This is a genomic window from Fibrobacter sp. UWB13 (genome assembly GCF_900177805.1).
Lineage (GTDB): Bacteria > Fibrobacterota > Fibrobacteria > Fibrobacterales > Fibrobacteraceae > Fibrobacter.
On the sequence record NZ_FXAX01000001.1, the window covers coordinates 1,873,598 to 1,900,472 of the forward strand.

The window sequence follows — 26,875 nt, forward strand, 5'->3', positions numbered from 1 at the left end:
CAGCTCTATTCACAAACTTTCAACATTGTTTGTAAGTGTATTTTTACAAACAAGACTTTGTAACAAAAGATTTTACAAAAGATGTGATGTAAGCTGTATCATAGCCGTATTATAGAATTAGTGGTTAGAGGGTGGGGATTCCCGTTCGGAGTAGAGGAGGACAGTGCCGAGAGCAAGGACGACTTTTGCAAAAGGTCCTATATTTGGGGCGGGATTAACAAGGGATTTTATGGAAATTTTAAAACCGATGGTCGTTCACCCGCACTTGATAGTGCTGTACCCGCAAAGCGAGTTCGCAGAGCTTCCGCTCGAATTAGGGACCGTGGTGCTCGGTCGTGGGCAAGATGCCGACATCCGTTTTGAAGACGAACTGGTAAGCCGCAGGCATTGCGCGCTCACGTTTGACGGTCAGAGTGTGACGGTCGAAGACCTCGGCAGCACGAACGGAACGTTCGTCGACGGTAACTATATAAATAAGCAAATTCTCGATTCGGACAACAGGCTCCAGATTGGCAAGATGGTCTTGAAGGTCGCCTACAAGGACCAAAGCGAAGAAGCTTTTAGCCGCGAACTGTACGAAGCAGCGACGATGGACGAACTGACGGGAGTTCTGAACCGCCAGGCGTTTATGGACCGCTCGGCAGGAGAACTTGTATGCGCCCGCCGCGGGGGCACATTTATCCATGTGGCGATGATTCGCGTGGATGAATTCAAACGTCTGACGGAATCCTGCGGTGAAATGTGCGGCGACCTAATTTTAAAGGAAGTCGCCAGGATCTTGAACGATGAGAAGCGCGATTCGGATTTGCTCGCACGCTACGAGGGAGAAAAGTTCCTGCTCCTCATGAATGGGATTTCGCCCGAAGACGCCACGAAGCGCGCCGAGAAAATGCGTTTGGTCATTGAACGCCACATATTCTCGTGGATGGATTCGAGAATCCCGGTGACAATTTCGATTGGGCTAGTGTCTCGACAGGGGGCCGAAGTTTCGCAGATGAACGAGTTCATCGCCGAAAGCGATGGATTGCTCAATACTGCGGGGTAAATGCGGCGAGAAGCGCCGCGCCTTAAATGCGCGGGATGTTCTTGAGTTCGGCGCGGAGCATGATGATGGCGATAACGGCCGTCACAAAGTCTGCAATGGGCTGTGCCATGAACACGCCACGAAGTCCGAAGAAACGCGGCATAATAAACAGGAACGGAATCAGCAAAATGAGCTGACGGCAAGCGTTTAGGAACATCGAACGCCAGGCTTTGCCCGTTCCCTGGAAAAAGTTACCCGACACCATACCTAGCGGTACAAACGGCATCATGCAAATGAAGGTGCGGAGAGCTTTGCTCGTGAGCTGTTGCATATTCTGGTCGTTCGGGACAAACGGCTTCACAAAAGCAAGCGTATTCGTCATCACGAGTAGCCATGCAACCACGATGAACGCAATTGCATAAAGCATGGTGAACTTGACAGTATCGCGCACACGGTTGTTGTACTTGGCACCGTAATTGTACCCGATAATCGGTTGAGAGCCCGTCACAAAGCCCATGAGCGGCAAAACAATCATGGAGACGATACTCATCAGAATTCCGAATGCGGCAATTGCCTGGTCTCCACCCGTCATACCGTTCACAATCGGCAAGTCACGAGTACCATACGATGTGAGGCTGCGTGCCAAAATGGCGTTCACAAGGCTGTTGCTAATCTGCATAATGCTCGGCGGAAGGCCAAGAATGAAGATTTTGCGCACATACGGGAGGCGGAGCTTCATGTAACGGCGGTTGACCTTGATAGGCGTCGTCTTTTTCACGAAGAACTGCATCACGGCAAGGCCGCCGATGAACTGGCTCAAGACAGTCGCCCAAGCAGCGCCCTCAATGCCCCAGTTGAACTTCATGATGAAAAGCCAGTCTAGAATCACGTTACTGCCGGCACCAATCATCACACGGGTCATGGCCGTTTTCGGGTGGCCCATGCTGCGGATAAAGTGGTTCATGCCGGGGACAATCGTCTGGAAAATCGCACCGCACAAGATGATGCGCATGTAACTCGAAGCCACAGGCAAAAGCTGGTCGCTTGCGCCAAAGAGCTTGAGGAGTGGCACCATGAAAATCTGACCAAGCGTAAAGGAGCTCACCGCCATGATGATGAGCAAAACAAAGGAGTTATTAAGGATGATAGCCGCCTGCTGGTACTTGCGTTCACCGAGGCGGATGGCAAAAAGCGTGTTGCCACCCACGCCAACCATCATAGACATCGCCATAATGAAAAGGGCAATCGGAAAGCAGATGGTGATGCCGCCGATGCCGAGGCTACCGACGCCCTGGCCTACGAAATAGCGGTCCACGATGTTGTAGAGCGCTTCGACGAGCATACTGATGATAGCCGGGACCGAAAACTGCATGACAATCTTCGGGATACTCGCCGTCCCCATCGCGTTAAGTTTTTTATTGTTTATTACATCTTCCATAAACACACCCGTGAGGCCCGCAAGACGCAAATGGTTGGACTAGATGCGCGGAGCCGCTCAAGATAACCGCAAAATGCGGAAAACGTCGCAAAAACCTCGATTTTCGCGCGCAAAGATAGAAAATTTGGGGGCAAATGCCAAGCTTTTAATTTAGATAAGAAAAACGCCTTCTAGTGCTTTTTCTCAAGAATCTGGAGCGCCTGCTCGATGATGGCGGGCGACAATTTGAAAATGTCGCTGAGGGTTTGCACGCGGTCGGCGGGCTCAATGCGCTTCATTTGCGAGCCTGTGCTGCTGCGAACGACGAGGTTTCCCTTCTGGTAGTAATACTGGATGCCTTTTTCGCGGTCAAGGCGGTTCAAGACCGGGTAGGTCATCATTTCGCGGTAGAAACTCTCGTTCCAGTGGTGCTTGAATTCTTCGACGGAGACACCTTCGACGGGGTACTCGAAACGGAGCTTCATCGGGGCGCCAGCGCCACCTGTCCAGAGTTCCATCGATTCGAGCGTCGGGCGCACGAGACGCACGCAGTTCGGGGAAAGCGGGAAAAACGCTTCACCGGTGCCAAAAGGCTGCGGAAGCGGCATCTGGAGCGGGTCGAAAATCAAGTAACCCGGGTCAAGAAGGTAGGAATTAGACGAGAGAACCGACCCCAGCACGGAGGTCGGGGTGACATTCGTAGAAAAAAGTTGCCCCGGGGTGACAACGCTGTCGTCGGGGTCGGGCAAGATGAGGGCGCAGTGGATATTGCGTTCTTTGCGCTTGTGGCCCATGACAAGACGCGGTTTGAAGCCCATATCCGTGAGCGCCTGGTATAAGTGCCATGTCATGCTGAAGCAGGTGCCCCCGCCCATCCAGGAATCGATATCATTCTGGTCGCTATCGTCAAGCTTGCGCGCGCCGGTGGCGCTTCCCGTCTGTTCCAGACGGATGATTTTCGTCAAGTTTTCGTAGGTGATGTTCGAAATCTGGTTGCAGAGATCGACGACCTTTTTCATGTTCTCGGGGGTCATTTTCGCACCTAGTCCATTTCGGTGGGGATACCACCGAGCATACTGCAAATTTCAGGACCAATGACACCATTTTGGATGGCGATGGTGAGCAAGCGCTGCTCAATTTCTTGCGGCGGGAAGCGAAGACCGACGGCATTTTCTGCAGAAGCCGCATCGGAAGAGTCTTCAAGAGTCGCGGCTTCTTGGACCAAGCGTTCGGCAAGGGCAGCATGGAGCGCAAGCGACGTATCAATGTACTTTAAATGTGTCGGTTCTTCGAGAATGAAGTTCAGCGGACCTTTATCATTGAGCACTTTTTCTGCCGGGATAGCTTCGCCATATTCATCTTCGACCCCCATATTGGCAAGATTTGCCTGGGTCGAGAGAAGCGCTTCCGTCAATTCCGGGGCTGCAAGGGCATTTTTGACTCCCGTCGCCGTCACGACGAAATCCGAATTTTCAATCAAGGAAGCGACAGTTGCATAGTCATGGCAATCCACGACAGCCACGTCATTTTGCTCAAGGACGGCAGAAAAATCGCCTGCGGGCATTGTTTCAGGAGCCGCGGAATGTTCAGCATTTTCGGAATTCGCTGTTTGAGACTGCCCGCGTTTCAAGTCCGTCACAACGGTCACATTGCAGCCTCGGCGCACGCCTTGGAGCGCAATTCCCGAACCGACTTTGCCACTACCAAAAACCAATAACTTCTTGCCTTCGAAATCTCCACCAAAGCCCAGCTTTTCGAGAGCGCGGAAATAGCCATCGCCCGTGCCCAAGGAAGTCTCGATGCGCTTGACGATACCACTATCGGCAACGTAAACCGGTTTTTCTGCATTTTTATAATAGTGTACACCCGAACGCGTGAGTTCCACAAAGCCAATTTTCGGGTGGAGCACCGCAAAAGGTCCCGCACAGTCGAGTACCACGTCTACAAACTCGCCGTGGGATTCAGCTTCGAGCATTTCGGCAGGCGTTACAACGGGCACGCCCCATTCCCTCATAAAGTCCACGACATCGGGGTCGTTAAATTCCGAAAAACCAACGAGAAGGTCGGCACCGCCCGCCACGAGAGCCCGGTATTCGGTCATGGTGTTGCGGTAAATCGGGGTTGCCACCAGCACGCGGAGGCCATCGAACGGACGGGTATGTGTCCATTCGCTTTCAAGCGCCGCAAGTGCGGGGTATTCGTTTTTTTCGTAAACTTCGTCTAGAACGGAGGAGAGAATCGACTGTAAATCCATGTAAGGAAATATAGAATTTACCCCTCCCCTGTTGCATTACTATACAACAAAAAGAAATTTAACGTGGGACGGTTCTTTATATATGGGGGTAAATTATTTTCGCATAATACTATTAACAAGGTGTGGATAATGAACTACAAAAAAATTTCTATTGCCTCTGTCGCAGTTGGAATGTTCGCAGCAGGCGCAGCTTTCGCTCAGAATGCAGAAATTGCAACCTGGTCGGGCTTCCGCAAGGGTGCCGCCTCCTTTACATTTGACGATGGCGCCCCGAGCCAAGTCAGCGATGCCGCTCCGGTATTCGACAAGTACGGCTACAAGGGTACCTTCAACCTGGTTTACAACTGGAACCCCAACTGGAGCGGTTTCCAGGGCATGGCAGACAACGGTCACGAAATCGCAAGCCACAGCAATAGCCACGGTCAAAACATGAGTGGCGAAGAAGCCTCTTCAAAACAAAATATTAATGGAAAAATCAAGCAGAAGTACGGCATTATCACAGTCGCCTACCCGAACTGCAACGTACCAAATGAAAGTGCAGTAAAAAGCAACTACATCGTAGGCCGTATCTGCAACGGCAGCTGGAAGGGCATGTCCGATGAAATGGGCAAGGACGGTCCCAGCAACTGGGCTCAGACTCCCGCTACCATGACCGGTGCCGAAGGCCAGATCAAGAGCACAAACGACTTTACCGGCAGAATGCAGAAAGTCATCCAGAGCAACGGCTGGGCCGCATTCCTTACCCACGGTTTCCAAGGCAAGAACAACGGCAACGCCACCTACTCCCCGACCGACCTCGGCGCTATCGAAGGAGCATTGAAGTGGGCAAAGGAAAACGACAAGGACATTTGGGTTGCCCCGATGGGCTTTGTCGCCATGTACATCAAGGAACGCAATGCCTCCAAGATTGAACCGCAGGACGGTGGTGCAGCAAACACCATGACGTTCGAACTCAAGCACTCTATTGCAGATAACATTTCCAAGTACGACTACCCGCTTTCCATCAAGGTAAAAACCGACTGGACCAAGGTCGAAGTCACGCAGAGTGACGCCAAGCTCGAATCCAAAGTTGATGGCGGTTATGTTTACTTTGACGCTGTTCCGAACGCAGGCAAGATTGTCGTGAAGAACGCCAACGCCGCCGCAGAATCTTCTAGCAGCGCTGAACCGCCGGCAAGTTCCAGCTCCAGCGAACCGGCAGTTTCTTCGAGCAGCACAACAGCTCTCCCGATGCAATCACTTGACGGTCGCCACCTCGCTGCATACGTAGACGCAAGCGGCTATATCACCGTTCAGAACGCCCAGGGCTTGAACATCACCGTGTTCAACAGCCTCGGTAACGTTGTCCGTACCACCAAGGGTATCGGCATGTTGCAGAAAGTCTATACCGGTGCCAAGGGCATGTATGTCGTAAAAATCGGCAACAGAGCTTGGACAATGAACATCAAGTAGTTCAAAAAAGTTTGTGGTTTAGGGATAGCCCGCTCCGATTGGAGCGGGCTTCTTGTTTATTGATAGGGTAAACATGAATAGCTCCCGCTCTCACGAGCGGGAGCGTGCTTATTTCAGGAGATATGGGATTTAATCATTCATATCAGCACAGCTGTCAATAACATACTTAGCGTTTTTAGCCCAGTGAGGATCTTTGTATGTCGGAACACTATCAATCATCTCAGGTTTGACAAAACACATACCACCATGAGGAGGTTCTATTCCTGGATATCCCACATATTCTGGGAAATATTCCAGATAATCCATATATTCTCCATTTTCGAGAGCACAATCAGCTTTGAATTCCTCATACATTTCATGATCTTGACGAGTAACGAGACTTTTCAGAACAACAAGACCAGAGTCTTGCTCTCTAAAACCGATTGAATAACCTTTTGATTTTAATTCAAGTTGCGAGCATTGCAACCTCTGTTGTCCATAATTTCCATGCCCCCCATAGCTCATAAAAAGTGGCCAACGCATATGATTATGTTCTTTGTCAATCATCGCCACTTCTGTTTGGTAATATACTTGATTACAGGAAGTTACACCGGAACAAACAGAAGAATCGAAATCAAAATCGTTGATAATATCATTGACAACATAGCGAATGGAGCCTGCTTCAAGAATTTTTTCAACAACATCGTTATAAGTTTTATAGGCATCCACAGAATCGTAATGGAAGATGCTTCTATAGTTTCCCTGAGGATCGTTTGATTGCGAGGTATCTCCAGCCACATGATAAATTGTCACTGCATGATTATTACCCACGCGATTAAGTAACGCAACAAGGTCACTAGATTCTCGATTTACGTCGAAAGAATTCGAAGACCCCGGCCCGACACCAGAGCTAGAGCTCAAAGCAACGGTATTCGCCTGTTCGTCCGCACCGACAACCTTGTTATCAGAGCAAGCGCTTAGCGCACCTGCGATACTCAACGCAGCAAGCGTATGCGGTATGATTTTTTTCATATTCATAGGAATCCTCCTTTGAAATTTTTTCATATTCATAATGTTTCCTCCTTACACTTTTTCCGTCAGCGGGAAAAGCTGTAGATTTAAACGATAAACTTGGTTGATTTTTTTGGATTCGCCAGCAATGGCAATAACTTGTTTGCGGAAACGGTCCACCTCTTCGGAGATGCGTTTCACAGCATTTTCGTCGACTCCGATGGTCACGCCCGATATGTTGCGTTCACCCGGAGCAATTTTTTCGATAGCCTCGCGAGCAAGGTCAATCATCTGGCCGTTCATGGAGCGGAGCGCAAGCTTAAGCGCATCGCCCGAACCTGTAATGACTTTGTCAGTCTGCTCGTAGACGTTCTCGCCAAGCGACTTGAGCAAATCGAGCTTTACCAAGAGTTTTAACGAAACGCGGACTTGTTGCGCCGTAAACGTATGTTTGATTTTCTTAGCGATTTCACCCGGAAGTGCTCCTGGCATCAACGGGGCAAGTTCACGAACAACGGAATTTACCGCTGATTCGTAATAGTCAAACGCATCAGCATTCAACACTCTAGCACGCTGTTCGTTTGCAAGCCTCTCCATTTCGAGAAAAGCTTCCTTTTTATAGCCATCGTCTTTGGCATTCGTGAATTCGACCATGAGCTTGAAATATTCCCGTTCAAAGTCGTTCAGGTTCATCGCAGCAGCCACAAGCGGGACACCCACGCGGCTCAACGAGCTCTTGCCATCACATACAAGTTTTAGGTACGATGGCGACGAGAATCCGGCGATCTTGGAAAATTCACGCCATGAGAACGCAGAACTTTTCTTTCGCCATTCAAAATAATCAAGCATGTACTTTCGGTAATCTTGATATTCTGTTATCGGTTTCATGTTTTAACCTCCTTTCGCAAACAAATATACCTCATTTGCGTAGGACTCGCAACAGATAAAATGATACAAAATTTTCGATTTTTAACAGAATTACGAAAATTTTGCAAATTTCAAAAATTTTTAAAATTTAATGAATCAGTAGTAGATGTAGATGAATCAGGGAGAGACTTAACTGGATCTTTCGCTACGCTCAAGATGACGATGCATAACGAGGGGGTGGTGCCCGCTCGGAGGCGGGCATGACATTGTATTTTCTAAATTTGGGGTATGAAACCGTGGAAATTATTGGATTCTGAATTTTTGGTGGATGCGCCGTGGTTGAAGGTCGCAAAGGAAACATGCGAACTGCCAAGCGGCAAAGTCATCGATGATTTTTATACGTTGTGGCAGCCCGACTGGGTTTTGATTCTTGCCCGCACAAAGGAGGGCAAGTGGGTCATGACGGAACAGTACCGCCACGGGACGGGTAAGATTGCGCTTGAGTTCCCGGCAGGGATTATAGACAAAGGCGAAACGCCGGAAGAGGCTGCCGTCAGAGAACTGCAAGAAGAATGCGGGTACGGGGTAAAAGGCGCCCCCGGCACTGAGGCCGGGGTGACAATGTATCTCGGTTCCTTTCCGGTGAATCCAGATAGGCATCGCGGGAAGTTCCATGTGGTGTTCATCGACGGCGTGGAACGCTTGGGCAAAACGAGCTTTGACGATACGGAAGATATCGAAACGTTCCTGTACACGGACGAAGAATTCCAGGCAAAAGTTGCTGATGGCACGTTCAATCACCCGCTTCAAATCGCAGGCTACTTCAAGTGGAAATTATCGCAATCCGCCTCCCGATCTTAATTCTCGGGCTGAATGGCGTTCCCGGTTTTGCACTTTTTAGGCATTTCAATAAACTGTACGGCAACGTGGCCGTTCGCGGGGATGTACCCGGCGTTATCGGCGTTCGCCCCATCAAGCACCCGTGCGTTTTTGGCGACAACGTTTTTGGCGTAGACGCCGAAGAAACGGAACGCTTGGGCGAGCTTTTCGAGCGTTTTCACTTTGGCACAGTCATCGACGCCAGCGGAAACTGCGCGCTGAAAGCCTGCGAATGCGACCCCGCGCGCAGCCGACTTTTGAATTACAGTCAAGGCGTTGATGCAGCCACGTTCGCCGCACGCTACAACGCAACACTCATCCGCATTTCCGCCGACATGGTCTTTAGTGGCAACGAAAAAACAAAGCCAAACCGCCCTTACGTCGAAACCGACCCCAAAGACCCCATCCACAATTACGGCAAGCACCAGGCCGAAGCCGAAGATGCGATTACCGCCATCAAGCCAGATGTGGTGATTCTCCGCGTGCCGCTCCCGATGGATTACGCTCCCGGCGGATGCGCCGGCGCTATCGACTGGATCACATACCGGTTCCGCCCCGGTCGCCCAGCAACCTTGTTCACCGATGAATTCCGCAACCCGCTTTCGGGTCCAGACCTTTGCCGCACCGTGCAATACATCTTGGAACACAAATTCCCCGCAGGCATTTACAACTGTGGCGGTCCACGTCGCGTTTCACTCTACAATGTCGGCCAAATCGTAAATGCCGTCGGAGGCTACCCCGCCGAACTCCTCCACGGAGTGCCGCGCATCGAAGGTGGTCGCATGCCCCCACGCGTTGGCGACCTGAGCATCAATTCAGAAAAGCTCTACAAATTGCTGCCGCCAGGATTCATTAAGCCTTGGCCCGTCTTTGACGAACTCGTACCCGACAGTTTCGACTGGCACAAAACTTTTGGTCGCCACATAAAAGAAAAAAGCAAGATGGGTAGCGACGAGGCTATCACCAACTTGCTTGTTAACGGTGTAGATACGGGTTTTATCCGCGAGTTAGGCGGAACAAAAGACTGATCGTGTGACGGCTCGATTTATTGTGTTCATAATAGCCATCATCGTCGTCAATTACAAATAAATTTTTGTAGGCAAAAGCAACGCCTACTGACCATGTGTCACTAACCCACCAATCTTTACCGATTTCATAGCGGTTAAAAATTCCGATAGCGTCGCCATCTTCATGATCTTCGACAAAGCCCGCGGCAAAAGCATCAAAGCCGCCAGCAAAGCTCACATAAAGCCCATTCAAAGGTGATGCCAGGTTACTGATCGGATAAACGGAAATTCCGAGTCCAAAAGAGAAATACAAACCGACACCATCATCTTTACGATGTCTATAATCACGAATTTCGTCGCTTATCTTAACTAGCGTTCCATTTTGTTCACTGAATACTCTGCGATAATCCGTCTCAGAATACTCAGCCTCACCAGTAAACAAGCCCATGTCCCAAAGAGTATACAGAGCAACATAATTTGCGATAGACACACCCATTCTCAATTCGAATTTGGGAATGTCTACGCCACTAAATTTCCAGCTGCGCTCTTCATCGTCGCGAGTAACCTGACGATAGTAATCCAATTGCGCGGAAGTCCAATCATAACCATGAGTTTTTTCCGATTCAAAACTCGTGTACGCAAAGCCCACGCCCATGCTGTAAAAGAAGCCACGATGTTGACAAGGCGGACGGGAATTTCCTTGAGCCCAAGCCATAACGGCGAAGGTCAAAATAACGATTAGCGCTTTAACCATCTTCATCGTCAATTATCCACGCGTAATACGGAACGAAATTGAAATGACATTATCAGAATTATGCGAAGCCACCGTTTCCCAAATCAAGCTATTGTGTGCAAAGCCAAGCCCAACACCAATAGACATGTGGTCATTGACCCACCAATCCTTACCAATTTCCAGTTCAAAACCAATACCGCCATTTCCGGTAGCATCTTCAACATCGGCTTCTCCATCCAACAAAGTCAAAAATAGCGTATACCCGAAGGAGCCACCCACAAAGAATCCATTCATCGGCGAGTTTTTATCCTGGAACGGGTAAAGCGTCGTACCAAAGCCAAAATAAGTCCTGAAGCCATAAGCTGCGATTCCCGGTACAGATTTCGGTTCACGTGCTCTAAGAGAGGTCTCTTCACAAATGTTACCTTCATAGCACCCATAATTATGCGTTTCATAGCGGTAATCGATGGACCCCGCATAGAATCCAAAATTGAAAACGGAATGGAGCGCAATTAAGTTTCCGAGAGCAACGCCAAACTTGAATTCAGTCAACGTAAAGGAGCCACCGCCGAACTCAAAGTAATCGGTTTCTTCTTCCTTTAAGGTCTTATAAGGATCCACATAGCCACTACGCCAATCGACATCGTTACGGCTATTTTTAAACCAGTTGTAGGCATAACCAAACGACATGCTGCTATAAAAACCGCGATGTTCACGCGGGGCAGACTTGCCGATGGACGGAGCAGACGGGGCCGATTCTGCAAACGCAAAACCTGCAACACATAAAATAAGAGCGGCTATGATTTTATTTTTCATAAATTCAATTATTATTAACAATGATGTAAAAATTTAGACAAATAATTTAAGTTTGTCTATATTAATCCTTCGCTGGTTGATCCCATGGGAACGGGGTTACAGAACCATCGCTTGCCCCTATAGGAATGGTCATATTTTTCGGAAGCGATCCAAGATTATCCGGAAGCATAAGAATAATAGGAAGGGCAAAAATGCCACCGACCAAAACAGCTCCACCTAGAAACAAATAAAGCATCGTATCGCCACGACCACTCGGGCTCATGAACCCAAAAAGAAATTTTTCCGTATTGACAACAGTATGATACGTAGTACTAAGCGCACCGGAACCATGTTTGCTATCCTGACGTGCAACAAGCAAATGTCCATACACAATGCTATCCTTGCGAGCTTCTAAAAGCATTTCCTTGCCACCAGACGCTCGGACCTTACAACTGTTCGTCGATTTGCAAACAAGCTCGCCATTGCGATAAATATCGTAACGTTCATTTCCCGGGACAGAAATCCAGGAACTGCTGCAACCTACCAGCAATACAGTCAACAACAACGCAATTATCTTTTTCATCATTACCACCATACCTGTGCGCTGACACTCCACCCTTGAACAGGCATCCAACCTTTAGTGGAAATTTTCTGAATTTCATAGAAGTTATATAGATAGCGGAAATCTATAGCAAAAATGGTTTTATAATCAATCGGCTTAAAAAGAATACCCGTTTTCAAAAATAAACTTAAGCCTTCCCCGCTCAAGTTTTCGCTAAATGAATACTCATCCGACTTGTACCCCATAAAGGACCAGCCAGCCCCCGCTCCCACAAAAGGAAATGCATAGCGACCATTAAACACGTAAGCAGGAGAAAAGAATATTCCAAAATACCAGAAATCATCGTCACCTAATCCTTCGTCAATTCCCCAATTAAAATCTATAGAAGCAAGGAAGTTGCTATATAAGAACTGAAACGAAAAATCGAGCAATGGCGCCGCCGCAAATTCAGGAACAGTCAAGACATGAGAGCCCAAGCCCAGACCAACCCTAAACCCATTCCATTGTCCAAACTTCATTGTAGTCACATCGACAATGGGAATCAAGTCATTGGGTGTATAAGCCATGTGCCTGTACGTCCAAACTTCTTTTTTGTTTTTGGAATTCATCAGCGTATAGACAACGACAATGCCATCGTCTTTTCGCAACATCTTGATTTGCAAAATAAAATCGCTTTCGATTTCGTATTCGACCACGCGCACATCTTTTTTGTTTTCGATGTACCCTTTAGTCCAACGGACAAGCTTATCGGCATAATCCTGATGCACACCATCCAATTCCACAGCGGGAATAAACACGCTAGGTTTTGCCCAAAGGGCAGCGCACAAAACAGCAACAATAAACGCACTAAGTTTCATATCTAACAAAATCTCTCATTCAACATTTGTTATAAAGATAGGAATAATAAAGGACATAAACAAAAAGACCGCAGCATTTTATTGCTACGGTCTTTAAAGTTTTTGGATCCTATCGCGTCCTTACGGATGCTCCAGGATGACACGCTAATTACACCTCTTCGATGCTTGCGTGGTATTGACGCCTACGGCGTCAGCGGCTTCGGCTCAGCCATGCCAGAGTGCAAGCACTCTGTCGCGGCATTCGCCTTGCACGCTACTCTTGCAGGCTCTTCAGTTAAATCTCTTCAATGCTTGCGTGGTACTCTTGCAGGCTCTTCACTGCACCATGTCCGTTCCTTGCAGCGGCGATGCCCTTCACGGTGTTGTAAGCACCGGCGAGGGTCGTGATGTAAGGCACCTTGTACTTGATGGCGGCCTTGCGGATGGCGCTTTCGTCCTTGATGGCGTCGCGCTTTGCCCACGGCGTGTTGATGATGAGGTTCACCTGCTTGTTCAGGATGATGTCGAGAACGTTCGGGCGGCCTTCGGCGATCTTGTTCACCACTTCGCACTTGACGCCGGCCTTCTCGTAGAACTTGGCGGTGCCTTCGGTAGCGTAAATCTTGAAGCCGAGCTTCTGGAATTCCTTGCCGATTTCAATTGCCTGTTCAGACAAGTTAACCTTGTCGGAGAGGCTGATAAGCACGGCGCCTTCGTTCGGGAGGAAGGAACCTGCGGCTTCCTGGCTCTTGTAGTAAGCGAGGGCGTAGTCGTCGGAGAGGCCGAGCACTTCACCCGTGGAGCGCATTTCGGGGCCGAGAACCGGGTCCACCTTCGGGAACTTGTCGAACGGGAACACGGCTTCCTTGGCACCGTGGTGGTTGAACTTCTTGTCCTTGAGCTTAAGGTCTTCGAGCTTGGCACCGAGCATCAGGCGGGTCGCGAGGCGGGCCATCTGGGTGTTACAAACCTTGGAGACCAGCGGCACCGTGCGGGATGCACGCGGGTTGGCTTCGAGGACGAACACCTTGCCGTCTTCGATGGCGTACTGCATGTTCATGAGGCCACACACGTGGAGGGCTTCGGCAATCTTACGGGTGTAATCCTTGATGGTTGCCAAGTTTTCCTTCGTGATGGTCACCGGCGGGATAATGCAAGCGGAGTCACCGGAGTGGACACCGGCAAGTTCGACGTGTTCCATCACGGACGGGATGTAAACATGTTCGCCGTCAGAGAGGGCGTCGGCTTCGCATTCCAAAGCGTTGTGGAGGAAGCGGTCGATGAGGAGCGGACGATCCGGGGTCACGCCCACGGCCTTCGCCACGTATTCGCGGAGCATGTTCTCGTCGTAGATGACTTCCATGCCGCGGCCGCCAAGCACGAAGCTCGGGCGGATCATCACCGGGTAGCCGCCAATCTGCTTGACGCAAGCGAGGGCTTCGTCGATGTTCGTGGCCATGCCGCTTTCCGGCATCGGGATGCCGAGCTGATCCATCATCTTGCGGAACAAGTCGCGGTCTTCGGCGATATCGATGGAGTCGATGCTCGTACCGAGAATCTTGACGCCTTCGTCGCTAAGGGCGCGGGCGATGTTCAGCGGAGTCTGGCCACCGAACTGCACGATCACGCCGGCCGGCTTTTCCTTATGATAGATCTGCAGAACGTCTTCCAAAGAAACCGGTTCGAAGTACAGCTTGTCGCTGGTATCGTAGTCGGTAGAAACCGTTTCAGGGTTGCAGTTCACCATGATGGTTTCGTAACCCAGTTCGCGAAGAGCCATTGCAGCGTGGCAGCAGCAGTAGTCGAATTCGATGCCCTGGCCGATTCTGTTCGGGCCACCGCCGAGAATCATGATCTTCTTCGGGTTGTTGGAAGCGGTAGATTCGTCCTTGCAGTTGTAGGTGCTGTAGTAGTAGAACTGGTTTTCAACACCGCTCACCGGCACTGCACACCAGCCTTCGACCACGCCGAGTTCCGTACGCTTCTTGCGCACGTCCTTTTCACGGATGCCGAGGATCTTCGCGATGTACTTGTCGCTGAAGCCGTCTTTCTTGGCCTTGACGAGGAGTTCGTCAGCAGGCAGGCGGCCCGGAGTCTTGAGCATTTCTTCTTCGAGTTCCACGAGTTCGCGCATCTGCTGCACGAAGTAGGCCTTTTCGTAGGTGGCGGCGAAGATTTCTTCGTCGGTAGCGCCCTTGCGGATGGCTTCGTACATCTGGAAGTGGCGTTCGGAAGAAGCGGTCTTCATCATTTCGAGGAGCTCTTCCTTGCTCTTCTTGTTGAAGTCCTTCGCAAAGCCGAGGCCGGAGCGACCGTTTTCGAGACCGCGAATAGCCTTCTGGAGGGTTTCCTTGTAGGTCTTGCCGATAGCCATGACTTCGCCCACGGCCTTCATCTGGGTGCCGAGGCAGTCATCGACGCCGCGGAACTTTTCAAATGCCCAGCGAGCGAACTTGAGCACCACGTAGTCACCGCTCGGGGTGTACTTTTCGAGGCTTCCATCGCGCCAGTACGGAATCTGGTCGAGGGTGAGGCCTGCGGCGAGCTTTGCAGAAATGAGAGCGATCGGGAAGCCGGTAGCCTTCGAAGCAAGAGCGGAGGAGCGGCTGGTACGCGGGTTGATTTCGATAATCACCACACGGCCGGTCTTCGGGTCGTGAGCGAACTGCACGTTGGTACCGCCAATCACGCCGATAGATTCCACAATCTTGAAGGCCTTTTCCTTCAGTTCTTCTTCGAGCTTCTTGTCGATGGTGAGGAACGGGGCTGCGCAGAAGGAGTCGCCGGTATGCACGCCCACCGGGTCGATGTTTTCGATGAAGCAGATGGCAATCATCTGGTTCTTGGAGTCACGCACGACTTCGACTTCCAGCTCTTCCCAACCGAGGATGGATTCTTCGATGAGGCACTGGTGCGTCATGGAGAGTTCAAGACCGTTAGAGCAAATGGTGCGGAGTTCTTCCACATTGTAGCAGAAACCGCCGCCTGCACCGCCCATGGTGTATGCCGGGCGAACCACAACCGGGTAGCCGATTTCGGAAACGATCTTTTCGGCTTCTTCCACAGAGTGGCAAATGCCGGAGCGCGGGGTGTCGATGCCGAGCTTCTGCATGGTTTCCTTGAAGATTTCACGGTCTTCGCCGCGTTCGATAGCGTCGAGGTTCACACCGATCACCTTCACGCCGTACTTGTCCAGCACGCCGGCCTTGCTCAAAGCAGAGGCGAGGTTCAAGCCGGTCTGACCGCCCAAGTTCGGGAGGAGTGCCTGCGGGCGTTCCTTTTCGATAATCTGGGTGAGGCGGGCGACGTTCAGCGGTTCGATGTAGGTGGCATCGGCCATGACCGGGTCGGTCATGATGGTAGCCGGGTTAGAGTTCACGAGCACAATCTTGTAACCCTGTTCGCGCAGGGCCTTGCAAGCCTGGGTGCCGGAATAGTCGAATTCGCAAGCCTGACCGATCACGATCGGGCCAGAACCGATGATAAGGACTTTGTCGATGCCTTCAATCTTCATTTTGTTTATCTCCGTTGACTAATTATTTATTAAAACTCGTATTTATTGTTTAAAAAAAGAGCTGAACCAAATGGCTCAGCATCTTTAAAAACAATATTGGAAATAGAAAGAGTAGCGAACGGCGCGACATGCATAATGTCGCAGTTGCGCTTAGCGTTTTTGAGCATTCCGTTCATCACTTTCCTATTTCGCAAAGACTTAAACTTGTGCAAATATAGAATAAGTGATAAATCCTTTCAATAGCGGGCTATAAAAATTAGTCCTCATCCATCGAAGAATCGTCTTCCTGCACGTCATCCTGGCATTCCGGAAGCGACGGCTTATTCTTGCACTTTTCATGAAGCGTTTCGTAATCAGAGTCTGCCGGAGCGGAACAAGCCATAAGACCCAGAATCGAAACAAGAGAGACCAAGCTCAAAATCCAACGTTTCATAAAATACCTCTAAATCGTTATCCACCAATATAATAAACAATTAAACAGAGACACGCGTTCAATACAAAATAGGGTCGCAAAAAGCGACCCATCCTTTGCAAAAAGCAAATCTAGCTCAGAGAATTACTTCTTAGCCGGCTTGTTCTTAGCAGCGGTTTCCTTGAGAGCTGCACCAGCCTTGAAGCCAACAGTCTTGGAAGCCTTGATCTTGATGGTTGCACCAGTCTGCGGGTTACGACCAGTACGAGCAGCACGAGCCTTCACAGTGAAAGTACCGAAACCGATGAGCTGAACGTTGCCGTCCTTCTTGATGCCAGCAGCGATACCGTCGAGAACGGCGTCGATAGCACGAGCAGCAGCAGCCTTAGATTCAATGCCAGCTTCCTTGTTAGCGAGCACAGCTTCAATAAGATCTTGTTTGTTCATTTTATAACTCCTTGAGTCAGATTTGTGAATTGTTGGTAATATTATACCTTTTTTTTCACGGGGAGGAAAGCTTTTAAATGAAAAAAGTTTTTAAAACCGCATAAAATCAAGCCTTGGGAGCCAGTCTGCCCGCATCTTCTACGTACTGGTCGGCTCTAGTCCTTAATTTCTCTACATAGACAAGGCATATGCACGTAAAGGGAATCGCCACCAAAAGTCCCAAAAAGCCAAGCAACTTGCCCCAAATCGAGAGCGACAGAAGGATCCCTACAGGCGGCAAATTCATGGACTTACCGACAATGTGCGGCACCAAAAAGAAGTCCTGGATAATCTGTACAACAAGGTAAATCGCAAGGATGATAATTGCCACTTCCCAAAACGGCATGCCCTTGTCCAAAGCGTAAACCACCGCCAGTAGTAAGGCGAGCGGGATAGTCGTGAGCTGCATGTAAGGGATCATGTTCAATGCCCCGGAGAAAAGTCCAAACGCCATCCCCATCGGGAGTCCCATCACGCTAAAGCCAATTGCATACAAAACGCCAACCGTAAAGGCGACCATGGATTGAGCACGGAAGTACGTTCCCATAAATTTGTCCGTAGAGCTAGCGAATTCACCAGCTTCACGGCGGTAACGTCTCGGGATCAAGCGGCGAATGCCCTTCCTGATTTTATGCATGTCAAGCATAATGAAGACAAGGTACATAAACACGACAGCCGCACTGGAAATACCCATGACAATCGTAGATGTCTTCGAAAGAATGTCCCAAGCGCCCGGAAGAATGCGGTCCGATACCGTCTGCACCACGCTCCACACGTCAAGCGATTCCATCGCCTCGGCAATGCTATTCCAAGAAATCATCGTCTTCACAGATGCCCACATATCCGCAGGCAAGAACGTCATGATTCGATCACTCCAAGTGGAGTCCGTAAAGATTTTCGAAATGAGCGTTCCCAGATACTGGACTTCATGCATGACTTTCGGGATAAAGAAATACATACAACCGCCAATAATAATAGCGGCACCCAAAAGCACGACCACCACGGCAATCACGCGATAACGGAATTTTATTTGCAACCGGCAAACAAGCGGGTCCATGATATAGGCAATCAAGAACGCCGCAAAAAACGGGAACAAAACTCCACTCAGATAATTCAATACAACAAGAGTAACGGCGACTGCAGCTGCAATCAGCACATAGCGCATTACCCTATCAAGCGTCCAATTTCTTTGCATCTTTTCTTCCCCTACTTCTCAAGACATAAACTAAAAACAGCATAAAGCCGAACAAAATACATGCCAAAACAACATGCATCATTTTCTTTTGTTCTGCGCTATGCCCCCAAATGCGCACAAAGCGAACTTCCATTTCATCCGGAATGCCGCGAAGCGTCGAGGCGCCACTTACAATTTCAAAGAATGCGGCACGGTTCAAGTACGTTTTGCCATCGTCTTCTTCAAGTCCCTGCTGCGACAGCCACCATTCCGGAACTCGGAATTCACTGAGCGAAATTTTGCTTACCGCAAAGCGTTCCTTCGAGCCACCCATCAGTAAGTAAGGCGCCGACGGGATTTCCTTTTCCAGAACGCGAAGGTTCGCATAATCTCCATTCCGCGTATAGACCGGGTCATCCGTCAAAATGCGGAGTTTCATGGAATTCATGCGTTTCGAAGCAACACGCACTTCCATGGAATCGAACTTCGTCAGGTCAAAAACTCCGGCAGGCCGTTTGTCCACAGACTTCAAGTTAAAGCCAACGCCCGCATACGTAAACGCCTTGCCCGAATGGATGACCACAGAAGAGGTCAAGAGCGTATCCGTCAATTGGACTTCGCTTGTCGAGAATCCACCGACTGCGCTATCATTCAACGGAAAAATTTCAAAAGTCCGCTCAGGGAAAAGCTCCACCGCCACTCCCCCACAGCGTGAATAGAAAAAGCCCCAAGCAATCAGCAGGACTAGGAAAAACGAGATTCCAATCCACCTACTTTTTTTCATCATACTCCTTCACAGGGTGGCTACGTCCAATCGCCACGATCATAAGCCCAAGAATCATGAACAAGAAGATTCCGTAAGCCGTATTGCTTATACCGCTTGCAAAAATTTCTCGGACATTTACGACAAAGTTCTTTCCACGAGGCTGTTTCCACCCTGCAGAAATTTCCACACGCGCAACGCTTTCGTGATGCAAGCGGTTTTTCGAGCGCTTGACTCCAAGATCGTCATACCAAAAGTCCGGGATGTAGAAATGTTCAAACGGGATGGCAATCTTATTGCGTCCGGTCTTCACAGGGACTTCTTTCAATAGCAACTTGAACGTATTAGACTTCTGCAAATCCGTCACATCTGGGTCATACGTCCAGACTTTCACAAGGATTTCATCTGTCCCGGCGATATCAAGGTCCATATAAAGCGTATCGACATTTTTCCAGTTGTGGAATTTCTTTTCGCCCGCCGGGTCAAAGTCAAATACAAGTCCGCACCAAGTCGGTTTCTTTTCGTCAGTGCCAAGAGCACACTGGAACGAGGTTAGGGAATCCGAAGCTTTAAACTGGACAGCAGACGTTCCCCCGGCCGCATTATCGTCAAATGCAGATACTTTTGCACCATCCCCTAGTGGAAACACCGTTTCAGCAAATCGCTCTTTCGGAAGCATTACATAGATGGCAACAACAATAATCGCAATGATTGCTAAAATCGTATAGGATTTTTTCATTTACTCAAAAAATTTCCTTAAAGTTCTATTGTACTGGATGTAATCTAGCGGATCTTCTTCCACAGGTTTTTCACCAAAGAGCTTGTTCACAATCGAATCAATCCAATGGATAAAGAAGAAGTGGTGTTTGCCTTCTTTTGCCTGCGGAGCCGCCTTGATATCCAAGGACCACTGCAAAAGCTGTTTCACCGTCGAAGGCGGCATATGGAACGTTTCGCAGCAAGTCGTCACATAGCCATCAAAACCGTAATGCGGGAGTTTGCCCTTCACAAGCGGTTGACCATGATCGATGCATACCGGATTTTCGCAGGGCGGGTCCTGCACGTTTTTCTTATTCAAGTCGTTGAGCCACAATTCGCGCGTCTTGTCCGAGAGTCCACCGTAAAAGGCGAACGTCTGGTTGCACGGGAAATAAATGGAATAACACTTCGGACAAATCCTCAGATCAAGATTGACAATTCTGAGGGACTCGACTTCTGAACCGCAAAAAGAACATTTACACATGTAGATTAATATAGATAATAGACGAAAGACGAAAGACGAAAGACGAGAGAAAATAGTGTTTAGGGGAAAGCTTTCCCCTGGCTCGCACTTTGTTGCTCACCACCCCTTCAAGCGGGCACATCCCGCAACGCCCTGTTTTTACATATCACTAGTAACTAGTATCTAGTAACTATTAACTAAATTTACCAGCATGGCTAAAGTAGTTCAAATTACAGCAGAAAATTTTGAAGAAGAGGTCATCAAGGCCTCTGAAACGCGCGCTGTCGCGATTCTTTTCTCCTCCGCAGAATACCCGGATTGCGCCCCGTACTCCCAGTTGGCAGGTCAGCTTTCCACAAGCATGGACTTTACGCTCGGCGTCGTAAGCTGCGATGACCGCGAAAACATGCGCCTCATCCAGATGTTCCGCGTGCAGTCCGTCCCCGAAATTCACGTGGTCGATAAAGGCCAAATTGCAGACGTCATCCAGGGCGTGCTCCCCGAAGCCGATCTCAAGAAGCGTCTCGAAAAGTTCTACGTCTCCGAAGAAGCCCGTTTCCAGACGGCTCTTGAAGACGCCATTGCACAAAAGAACTTCGACCAAGCGCTCCCGATGCTTGACGAAGCTCTCGCCAAGAACCCAAACGACAAGAAGCTCCAGCTCCTGTGGGCAAAGGCAAGTCTTGGTCTCGGCGATACCGCAAAGGCAAAAGACATTCTCTCCAAGTTTGTCGAAAGCGACGACCAGTACCGCGAAGCCAAATCGCTCTTGGAACTTCTCGACTTCCACGCCGAAGTCGCCAAGAAAGATGTCCAAGGTAAAGAAGCCATCGTCTATCACGAAGCTTGCAAGCTCGCCTGCGAAGAAGATTTCGAAAGTGCACTCCAGGCATTCCTGAACTTGTACGTCGAAGCTCCGGAATGGAACGACGGCGCCGCCAAGAAGGCAATGCTCACGCTCTTCGGCGTTCTCGGTCCGAAGCACGAACTCACCTGGAAGTACCGCGCAAAGCTCAACACGATGATGTTTATCTAAAGATAGAAGGGGCTACGCCCCTCTCATGATCTAGTTTGCAGAACTTAAACAAGAAGCGCAGCTCAATGAGCTGCGCTTCTTAATTTGTTGATCCCGTCATCCTCGAACAGTCATCCTGGAGCGTAGCGACGGGAACCATTATTTCTCGCATTTAGCGGTTCTTTTATTTGCACTTAGAATTAGCAAGGTTCAGCAAGTTCTTGTATGCCGCCATGCACCTTCTGTGGTCCTTAGAACCTTCCTGGTAAGAATAGCATTCGCCAAGCTTATTGTTCGCCATGTCACGTTCCTTGCACTTCTTCGGAGCAGCTTCAGGAGCAGGCTGAGCCTTCTTCTGTTGCGGCTGAGCAGCCTGTGCCGGAGCATCATAGGAGTACACAAAGATTTCAATGCGGTTGTTCTTCATGCGGTTATCCGGAGTTGTATTCGGAACAAGAGGTTCATCGCCGCCCTTGCCCGTCGCAATGATATCCTGTTTCGAAAGACCTGCCGTCACCAAATAGCTCTTCACTTCTTCGGCACGCTTGAGAGCAAGCACACGGCTTCTTTCCGGGCGATCCAAGTTGTCCGTATGGGAGACAATTTCAATCGTCTTGCCGTGATAGTTTCCTAAGTGACTTGCAAGTCTATTCAAGCCATCCGTAGATTCACGAGTGAATCTGGACTGTCCAACACCAAACGTCACGCCCTGCAAAATGAACTTTTCAAGGACAGTCTTGTTGGCAGCGTTCTTCGCCGGATTTGCCTGAGCTGTAGGCTTTGCACCAGCCTGAGAAGTCGTTACCTGCGGCTTCGGAGCACCGTAAGACGAGCCATCCTTCACACAGCGGAGCTTGTTCGTATAAGCATCGCCATGTTTGAAGTACGGAGTACCCTTTTCGCGGATAGCATTGTACTTCCAGTCCACATAAGTCATTTCATTGCCGTTCTTCGAAGACGTCCAGTAGCCGCGCTTGAAGTCGAAATTCAAGCTGCACGGATTTTCCTTAGCATCACGATTTTTTCTTGCACGCTTGTCGTTGGCATGGATGTCAAATTCAGAAGCCTTCGAGAAAAGCTGTTCGTATTCAGCCTGTTCCGGCACATGCCAGCCACGCGGGCATCCACGGTTAAGGTTTCTCGCTTCCATTTCGTCCAGACGGTCCAGAATCACGTCTTCAGCCATCCAAGTCTGGTCGCCCACCTTGAGCGTTCTGTAGGTCTTTCCAGAATTGTCCATCACGCTACCCAGACGGTCCTTGCAAGCCGCTTCCCAGTTCTGGATGCAACGCACAGAGTAACCATTTGCCTTTCGGCCCTGGAACGAGAACGTTTCGAGATTCTGACCTCTAAAGCTCATCGCATCGGCGCGGTCACTACCCTTGTCATCGCCAAGCCAGAAGAAGGCGCGGTTGCCAATGTCAATGAAACGTTCGCCATCGACATAGTAGCCACCATCCAAAACTCTAAAACCATTCAGATTAAAGTCCTGGTAGTTGAGGTCATCGCCCATCGGCAGGCTCCAACCATCGGGGCAAGCCTTCCTTGCAGCATTCCACGTGTAAAGTCTACCGTAAGTTTCGCAATTCTGGGTATTGTTTTCATAGCAGTAGCTATCCGGCAAACGGAACTTCAAGTTTTCCGCCATCCAGACGCGACCACCAATCTTCACCGTCGTATAGCGTTCGCCATCGCGGTTATCGATCAACAAATTTCTCGATTCGTCATACGTCGAAGTATTCTGGTACTTATTCGAAGCATACGTATTCTGCTGAACAGGCTGAGTCGGGCGCAACATCTGTGCCGCGCGTTCCTCTTCAGAAATACTGCAATCAAATTCCTGCGGAAGCTTTCCGAAATAGTAATTATACCTGTCCGGCGTAATCCAGATTTCACTACTGCCGACAGAAGAACGCATAAAAGAACGCGGATAATTGACGCATCTGTAAAGCACATTGGCACAACGATCGTCTTTCTTTTCCGTTCTATACGTATCCTCCATATCCGGGCAGCGCCAATAGCACGAATTACCGAACATGTCGTCAAAGCTACAAGTAATCACAGTTCTGTCACCAGACTGAGCGGCAAACGCCGATCCAGCAGCAAGGAAAGTGGTAGCTACAGCTAGAGCGTACTTTTTATTCATTACAATACTCCGTATTCCAACACAATTCAATGTGTATAATATATGATTAGACCAAAAATACAAATTTCAATCTATGGTTTTATAAAACAGCACCGCCGTTCGAGCTTTTTTAGTCCAAAAGAGAGGATTTAGAACAACATTTTATTATATTAACTATCCAAGCAAAAGGTTTTCTATGAAAAATATCATATCCGTACTTTTACTCATCGCCTCAATCACACTCTTTACGGGCTGCACGGCTTCATACCAAAATGAGTTCATGAACCAGCCGTCAAAACTCGCCAACACATCGAGCCGAATCCTCTTAATTACTCCAGAAAACGGAACGTACGAAGACATCGAATACCCCACATCCGGAGACGATGTCATCTTTGCCCTGAAAAAAGAACTGAACCGCTATACACCAGTCATCGGCGTCATTCCCAACCCCATCCCTATCGAAAACCTCGAAGAACAAGTTTTAGAACAAACGGACTATATCATATTGCCAAAGATTCTGCACTGGGAAGACCGCGCCACAGGATGGTCGTTCAGACCGGACCGTATCGAGATCCTATTCGAGATATACAACAACAAGCGTGAACTCATTGACGCCTACCGAATCAAGGGCAGAAGCGCCTATGTCGTTTGGATTAGCAAGCAGCCAAAATCCCTCCTCCCCCGCCCCATCCGCACCATGTGCGAAGATCTTTTCGGAAAAATTCAAAATTAAGCTGTAAATTATCCCTCATTTTCCCTCGTCTCTCGTTTCTCTTCTCTCGTCTTTTCTATTTTTGACCCCGTATTTTATTGTACAGTAAAAACAAGGGATTAAATCCCACAGGAAAACATTATGAAAAAGATTCTGTTCCAAGACACCTCGTTCCGTGATGGCTTCCAGTCCATCTTCGGCGCTCGCGTGTTCATGAAGGACTTCATGCCTGCTGTTGAAGCAGCTGTGAAGGCTGGCATCACCCACTTCGAAGCAGGTGGTGGCGCCCGTTTCCAGGCTCTCTATCAGAACTGCGGTGAAGACGCATTCGACATGATGGACGAATTCCGTCGCGTTGTCGGTCCGAAGATCCGCCTCCAGACTCTCGCTCGCGGTATCAACGTGGTCGCTCTCGCTCCGCAGCCGCGCGATATGATCAAGCTCCATGCCGACATGTTCAAGAAGCACGGCATGACCCGTATTCGTAACTTTGACGCTCTCAACGACGTCAACAACCTCATTTACTCCGGTAAGTGCATCACGGACGCAGGACTTGAACACGAAGTCGTCGTCACCATGATGGAACTTCCTCCGGGATGCGACCTCAACGCCGCCCACAATCCGGAATTCTACGAACGCATCCTCCGCAACATCTTGGACGCCGGCGTTCCGTTCGCTTCCGTCTGCTTCAAGGACGCTTCCGGTACGACAAACCCGACCAAGGTCTACGAAACGTTCAAGCGCGCTCGTAAGCTCCTCGGCGACAAGGTCGAACTCCGCATCCACAGCCATGACACTTGCGGTACTGGTGTGGCTCAGTACAAGGCAGCTATCGAAGGTGGCGCAGATGGCGTCGACCTCGGTCGCAAGCCGCTTTCTGGCGGTACGGCTCAGCCGGACCTCTTCTCCATGTTCCACGCCCTCAAGGGTACGGATTACAAGCTTGCCCTCGGTGAAGACAGCATCGTCGACGATCACATTCCGGAACTCATGGAAGCTAACAACGTCGCTGTTGAATGCCTCAAGGACTACAACTTCCCGCCTGAAGCACGTCAGATCACTACCGACGTTATCTTCAGCCCGATGCCGGGTGGCGCTCTCACGGCTAACACGCTCATGATGCGCGAAACCAAGACCTTCCACCTCTTCCCGAAGGTTATCGAAAACATGAGTGAATGCGTACGCCGCGGTGGCTTCGCTTCCTCTGTGACGCCGGTTTCTCAGTTCTACTTCCAGCAGGCTTACATGAACACCTTGAACCAGGCTGCCGGTCGCGGTACGTGGTTCAAGATGACCGAAGGCTACGGCAAGATGCTCCTCGGTTACCAGGGTAAGACTCCGTGCGAACCGGATCCGGAACTCGTGAAGATCGCAGCCGACCAGTTCAACATGAAGCCGTTCAAGGAAGCCTATCCGGGCGTCCAGTGCGCAGAAGAAATTCTTCCGCCGGGCATTCCTGCAGCCAAGAAGCTCCTCGAAGAAAATGGTCTCCCGGTCAACGACGAAACCATCTTCATCACGGGCTGCCTCCAGACGAAGGCTGGCAACAAGGGTATCGAATTCCTCAAGGGCAACCGCCACATTGGCGTGCCGAAGAAGGACCCGAATGCCGCTCCGGCTGTCGACACCAAGAACATGAAGGCTGGCGCTGCAAGCACCTACCGCATTGCCCTTGGCAACCAGAGCTGGGACGTCCAGGTTCAGACCCTCAGCAAGTAAGAGCTTTCGCGAAGTCCTCTGGGCTTCGCTCAAGACTTTACAAAAAAGACTTCGAGCATCCGCTCGAAGCCTTTTTTGTACGCTAATCAAACAAGGTTGCAAAGCAAGCCAAATGAAGCTTCACTTCACAATCTGTCAGAAACTAAATATCAGAAGCTAAACGTCTTGCCGACATTCACACCATAGCCGACCTTTTCCGCTGCAAAGATACCGCCATGGAATCCAGACGGATGGAAGTAATTCAGCATGAATCCGATGTTCATCGTTTTGAGCCACATGACATCCGTATCAAAAGCGATCACGCCATACTGTCCAAGCCTAGCGCCAATGCGAGCCGAAGAATAAAGCTTTACGCCAAACCCTTCGTCGTCATTTTCAGCAAGACTCTTCCCAAGATAGTCGCGAACGTCATCAAAGTCGCCACCGCCTTCAAATAGCTGGACACCAGCACCAAGTCCCAAAATCACAGGACCTACGTCAAAGTCAGCACCAACAGCGATACGTTCCTGGAAACTCCAGAACGAATACTTTTTCTTTCCTTCTGGAGTCGCAAGCCATGCCATATAGCCTTCATTGCACTTACCCGCTTCCGAGCAATCGAACGACGCTTTACCACCCTTGCCTCCCAAAGCAGCCTCTACGTACAACGGTGTCATAGCACCAAGCAGTCTATAGTTCAATGATGCCGTTCCGCCAGCAGTAAAGCCGTCCTTAACATTACGCCCAGTCATCTTTGCACCGCCATACGCATCAACAGAAAGAGTCATCGGAGAAGATTCTCCATTGACAGCCAAGCGAGGCTGATGAGCCACAATCATCTGCGAGGATCCAATTGAACTCAAATGCGGATTCAAACAACCGCACAACGACAACGCCGCCGCAGAAAGCATACAGAAAAGAATTGATTTTTTCATCTT

Annotated in this window: 25 protein-coding genes; 7 read left to right on the forward strand and 18 right to left on the reverse strand. The window is 49.7% G+C overall.

The genetic code is table 11. The features are described from left to right. Positions 1 to 229 precede the first annotated feature (229 nt). Complete coding sequence (locus tag B9Y77_RS07815; protein ID WP_085491114.1) at positions 230 to 1,045, forward strand: GGDEF domain-containing protein; 816 nt, start codon at positions 230 to 232, stop codon at positions 1,043 to 1,045. 22 nt (positions 1,046 to 1,067) lie between these two features. Here the strand turns inward: B9Y77_RS07815 and B9Y77_RS07820 are convergent, their stop codons facing one another. The 3 genes from B9Y77_RS07820 to B9Y77_RS07830 form a co-directional block, all read right to left on the reverse strand. After that, entirely contained in the window at positions 1,068 to 2,462 is a 1,395-nt protein-coding gene (locus B9Y77_RS07820; RefSeq protein WP_085491115.1) for an MATE family efflux transporter, read from the reverse strand. 170 nt (positions 2,463 to 2,632) lie between these two features. Beyond that, a complete protein-coding gene (locus tag B9Y77_RS07825; RefSeq protein ID WP_085491116.1) occupies positions 2,633 to 3,475 on the reverse strand; it encodes a hypothetical protein in 843 nt (280 codons plus the stop codon). Positions 3,476 to 3,483: 8 nt separating this feature from the next. After that, positions 3,484 to 4,695, reverse strand: a complete 1,212-nt coding sequence (locus B9Y77_RS07830) for a Rossmann-fold NAD(P)-binding domain-containing protein (protein ID WP_085491117.1) — start codon at positions 4,693 to 4,695, stop codon at positions 3,484 to 3,486. A gap of 129 nt (positions 4,696 to 4,824) precedes the next feature. Between B9Y77_RS07830 and B9Y77_RS07835 the strand changes: the two genes are divergently transcribed. Continuing rightward, a complete protein-coding gene (locus B9Y77_RS07835; RefSeq protein WP_085491118.1) occupies positions 4,825 to 6,147 on the forward strand; it encodes a polysaccharide deacetylase family protein in 1,323 nt (440 codons plus the stop codon). Between the two features lie 129 nt (positions 6,148 to 6,276). Here B9Y77_RS07835 and B9Y77_RS07840 read toward each other — a convergent pair whose 3' ends face one another. Together B9Y77_RS07840 and B9Y77_RS07845 are read right to left on the reverse strand one after the other, a co-directional pair. Beyond that, complete coding sequence (locus B9Y77_RS07840) at positions 6,277 to 7,164, reverse strand: hypothetical protein (RefSeq protein WP_139829278.1); 888 nt, start codon at positions 7,162 to 7,164, stop codon at positions 6,277 to 6,279. Between the two features lie 45 nt (positions 7,165 to 7,209). Beyond that, positions 7,210 to 8,025 carry a TIGR02147 family protein gene (locus B9Y77_RS07845; protein WP_085491120.1) on the reverse strand — a complete coding sequence of 272 codons (816 nt, stop codon included), beginning with the start codon at positions 8,023 to 8,025 and terminating at the stop codon, positions 7,210 to 7,212. A 267-nt stretch (positions 8,026 to 8,292) separates the two neighbouring features. Here B9Y77_RS07845 and B9Y77_RS07850 point away from each other — a divergent pair, with 267 nt between their 5' ends. Further along, positions 8,293 to 8,865 (forward strand): NUDIX hydrolase, encoded by a 573-nt coding sequence (locus B9Y77_RS07850; protein ID WP_085491121.1) that lies wholly within the window; start codon positions 8,293 to 8,295, stop codon positions 8,863 to 8,865. Beyond that, positions 8,832 to 9,911 carry an SDR family oxidoreductase gene (locus B9Y77_RS07855; protein ID WP_085491122.1) on the forward strand — a complete coding sequence of 360 codons (1,080 nt, stop codon included), beginning with the start codon at positions 8,832 to 8,834 and terminating at the stop codon, positions 9,909 to 9,911. The genes B9Y77_RS07850 and B9Y77_RS07855 overlap by 34 nt, the downstream gene beginning before the upstream one ends. On the opposite strand, the gene B9Y77_RS07860 is transcribed toward B9Y77_RS07855, so the two are convergent. The 11 genes from B9Y77_RS07860 to B9Y77_RS07905 all read right to left on the reverse strand — a co-directional run bounded on the left by B9Y77_RS07860 (position 9,880) and on the right by B9Y77_RS07905 (position 20,408). Beyond that, entirely contained in the window at positions 9,880 to 10,650 is a 771-nt protein-coding gene (locus B9Y77_RS07860; protein ID WP_139260778.1) for a hypothetical protein, read from the reverse strand. The two genes, B9Y77_RS07855 and B9Y77_RS07860, sit on opposite strands and share 32 nt — an antisense overlap. 6 nt (positions 10,651 to 10,656) lie before the next feature. After that, positions 10,657 to 11,439: a hypothetical protein gene (locus tag B9Y77_RS07865; protein WP_085491123.1), complete on the reverse strand. Its 783-nt coding sequence runs from the start codon at positions 11,437 to 11,439 to the stop codon at positions 10,657 to 10,659. Positions 11,440 to 11,500: 61 nt separating this feature from the next. Continuing rightward, complete coding sequence (locus B9Y77_RS07870; protein ID WP_073423558.1) at positions 11,501 to 12,004, reverse strand: hypothetical protein; 504 nt, start codon at positions 12,002 to 12,004, stop codon at positions 11,501 to 11,503. After that, a complete protein-coding gene (locus B9Y77_RS07875; protein ID WP_139829280.1) occupies positions 12,004 to 12,846 on the reverse strand; it encodes a hypothetical protein in 843 nt (280 codons plus the stop codon). The genes B9Y77_RS07870 and B9Y77_RS07875 overlap by 1 nt, the downstream gene beginning before the upstream one ends. A gap of 265 nt (positions 12,847 to 13,111) precedes the next feature. Beyond that, positions 13,112 to 16,330, reverse strand: a complete 3,219-nt coding sequence (gene carB / locus B9Y77_RS07880) for a carbamoyl-phosphate synthase large subunit (protein WP_085491125.1) — start codon at positions 16,328 to 16,330, stop codon at positions 13,112 to 13,114. A 256-nt stretch (positions 16,331 to 16,586) separates the two neighbouring features. Then, positions 16,587 to 16,763, reverse strand: coding sequence for a hypothetical protein (locus B9Y77_RS15945; protein WP_170861494.1), 177 nt, complete (start codon positions 16,761 to 16,763; stop codon positions 16,587 to 16,589). Positions 16,764 to 16,886: 123 nt separating this feature from the next. Beyond that, positions 16,887 to 17,189, reverse strand: coding sequence for an HU family DNA-binding protein (locus tag B9Y77_RS07885; protein ID WP_073423564.1), 303 nt, complete (start codon positions 17,187 to 17,189; stop codon positions 16,887 to 16,889). A 106-nt stretch (positions 17,190 to 17,295) separates the two neighbouring features. Beyond that, positions 17,296 to 18,423, reverse strand: a complete 1,128-nt coding sequence (locus tag B9Y77_RS07890) for an AI-2E family transporter (RefSeq protein WP_073423565.1) — start codon at positions 18,421 to 18,423, stop codon at positions 17,296 to 17,298. After that, complete coding sequence (locus B9Y77_RS07895; protein ID WP_254899965.1) at positions 18,401 to 19,189, reverse strand: hypothetical protein; 789 nt, start codon at positions 19,187 to 19,189, stop codon at positions 18,401 to 18,403. Before B9Y77_RS07895 ends, B9Y77_RS07890 begins: the two co-directional genes overlap by 23 nt. Further along, complete coding sequence (locus tag B9Y77_RS07900; RefSeq protein ID WP_085491127.1) at positions 19,173 to 19,904, reverse strand: CIA30 family protein; 732 nt, start codon at positions 19,902 to 19,904, stop codon at positions 19,173 to 19,175. Before B9Y77_RS07900 ends, B9Y77_RS07895 begins: the two co-directional genes overlap by 17 nt. Further along, a complete protein-coding gene (locus B9Y77_RS07905) occupies positions 19,905 to 20,408 on the reverse strand; it encodes a hypothetical protein (RefSeq protein ID WP_085491128.1) in 504 nt (167 codons plus the stop codon). Positions 20,409 to 20,598: 190 nt separating this feature from the next. Here B9Y77_RS07905 and B9Y77_RS07910 point away from each other — a divergent pair, with 190 nt between their 5' ends. Then, complete coding sequence (locus B9Y77_RS07910) at positions 20,599 to 21,423, forward strand: tetratricopeptide repeat protein (protein ID WP_085491129.1); 825 nt, start codon at positions 20,599 to 20,601, stop codon at positions 21,421 to 21,423. A 163-nt stretch (positions 21,424 to 21,586) separates the two neighbouring features. On the opposite strand, the gene B9Y77_RS07915 is transcribed toward B9Y77_RS07910, so the two are convergent. Then, positions 21,587 to 23,548 (reverse strand): FISUMP domain-containing protein, encoded by a 1,962-nt coding sequence (locus B9Y77_RS07915; RefSeq protein ID WP_085491130.1) that lies wholly within the window; start codon positions 23,546 to 23,548, stop codon positions 21,587 to 21,589. 175 nt (positions 23,549 to 23,723) lie between these two features. Here B9Y77_RS07915 and B9Y77_RS07920 point away from each other — a divergent pair, with 175 nt between their 5' ends. Together B9Y77_RS07920 and B9Y77_RS07925 are read left to right on the forward strand one after the other, a co-directional pair. After that, on the forward strand, positions 23,724 to 24,260 hold the full coding sequence (locus B9Y77_RS07920; protein WP_085491131.1) for a DUF4823 domain-containing protein: 537 nt from the start codon (positions 23,724 to 23,726) through the stop codon (positions 24,258 to 24,260). Between the two features lie 120 nt (positions 24,261 to 24,380). Then, entirely contained in the window at positions 24,381 to 25,958 is a 1,578-nt protein-coding gene (locus tag B9Y77_RS07925) for a biotin attachment protein (protein ID WP_073423572.1), read from the forward strand. Positions 25,959 to 26,107: 149 nt separating this feature from the next. On the opposite strand, the gene B9Y77_RS07930 is transcribed toward B9Y77_RS07925, so the two are convergent. Further along, positions 26,108 to 26,872, reverse strand: a complete 765-nt coding sequence (locus B9Y77_RS07930) for a hypothetical protein (RefSeq protein WP_085491132.1) — start codon at positions 26,870 to 26,872, stop codon at positions 26,108 to 26,110. Positions 26,873 to 26,875: the final 3 nt, after the last annotated feature.

Coding starts and splice junctions, on each gene's coding strand:
- B9Y77_RS07920 (WP_085491131.1), top strand. CDS start 23,724: ATGAAAAATATCATATCCGTACTTTTACTCATCGCCTCAATCACACTC.
- B9Y77_RS07870 (WP_073423558.1), bottom strand. CDS start 12,004: ATGATGAAAAAGATAATTGCGTTGTTGTTGACTGTATTGCTGGTAGGT.
- B9Y77_RS07890 (WP_073423565.1), bottom strand. CDS start 18,423: ATGCAAAGAAATTGGACGCTTGATAGGGTAATGCGCTATGTGCTGATT.
- B9Y77_RS07925 (WP_073423572.1), top strand. CDS start 24,381: ATGAAAAAGATTCTGTTCCAAGACACCTCGTTCCGTGATGGCTTCCAG.
- B9Y77_RS07915 (WP_085491130.1), bottom strand. CDS start 23,548: ATGAATAAAAAGTACGCTCTAGCTGTAGCTACCACTTTCCTTGCTGCT.
- B9Y77_RS07905 (WP_085491128.1), bottom strand. CDS start 20,408: ATGTGTAAATGTTCTTTTTGCGGTTCAGAAGTCGAGTCCCTCAGAATT.
- B9Y77_RS15945 (WP_170861494.1), bottom strand. CDS start 16,763: ATGAAACGTTGGATTTTGAGCTTGGTCTCTCTTGTTTCGATTCTGGGT.
- B9Y77_RS07820 (WP_085491115.1), bottom strand. CDS start 2,462: ATGGAAGATGTAATAAACAATAAAAAACTTAACGCGATGGGGACGGCG.
- carB (WP_085491125.1), bottom strand. CDS start 16,330: ATGAAGATTGAAGGCATCGACAAAGTCCTTATCATCGGTTCTGGCCCG.
- B9Y77_RS07930 (WP_085491132.1), bottom strand. CDS start 26,872: ATGAAAAAATCAATTCTTTTCTGTATGCTTTCTGCGGCGGCGTTGTCG.
- B9Y77_RS07835 (WP_085491118.1), top strand. CDS start 4,825: ATGAACTACAAAAAAATTTCTATTGCCTCTGTCGCAGTTGGAATGTTC.
- B9Y77_RS07895 (WP_254899965.1), bottom strand. CDS start 19,189: ATGATGAAAAAAAGTAGGTGGATTGGAATCTCGTTTTTCCTAGTCCTG.
- B9Y77_RS07850 (WP_085491121.1), top strand. CDS start 8,293: ATGAAACCGTGGAAATTATTGGATTCTGAATTTTTGGTGGATGCGCCG.
- B9Y77_RS07845 (WP_085491120.1), bottom strand. CDS start 8,025: ATGAAACCGATAACAGAATATCAAGATTACCGAAAGTACATGCTTGAT.
- B9Y77_RS07885 (WP_073423564.1), bottom strand. CDS start 17,189: ATGAACAAACAAGATCTTATTGAAGCTGTGCTCGCTAACAAGGAAGCT.
- B9Y77_RS07825 (WP_085491116.1), bottom strand. CDS start 3,475: ATGACCCCCGAGAACATGAAAAAGGTCGTCGATCTCTGCAACCAGATT.
- B9Y77_RS07860 (WP_139260778.1), bottom strand. CDS start 10,650: ATGAAGATGGTTAAAGCGCTAATCGTTATTTTGACCTTCGCCGTTATG.
- B9Y77_RS07815 (WP_085491114.1), top strand. CDS start 230: ATGGAAATTTTAAAACCGATGGTCGTTCACCCGCACTTGATAGTGCTG.
- B9Y77_RS07865 (WP_085491123.1), bottom strand. CDS start 11,439: ATGAAAAATAAAATCATAGCCGCTCTTATTTTATGTGTTGCAGGTTTT.
- B9Y77_RS07840 (WP_139829278.1), bottom strand. CDS start 7,164: ATGAATATGAAAAAAATCATACCGCATACGCTTGCTGCGTTGAGTATC.
- B9Y77_RS07830 (WP_085491117.1), bottom strand. CDS start 4,695: ATGGATTTACAGTCGATTCTCTCCTCCGTTCTAGACGAAGTTTACGAA.
- B9Y77_RS07910 (WP_085491129.1), top strand. CDS start 20,599: ATGGCTAAAGTAGTTCAAATTACAGCAGAAAATTTTGAAGAAGAGGTC.
- B9Y77_RS07900 (WP_085491127.1), bottom strand. CDS start 19,904: ATGAAAAAATCCTATACGATTTTAGCAATCATTGCGATTATTGTTGTT.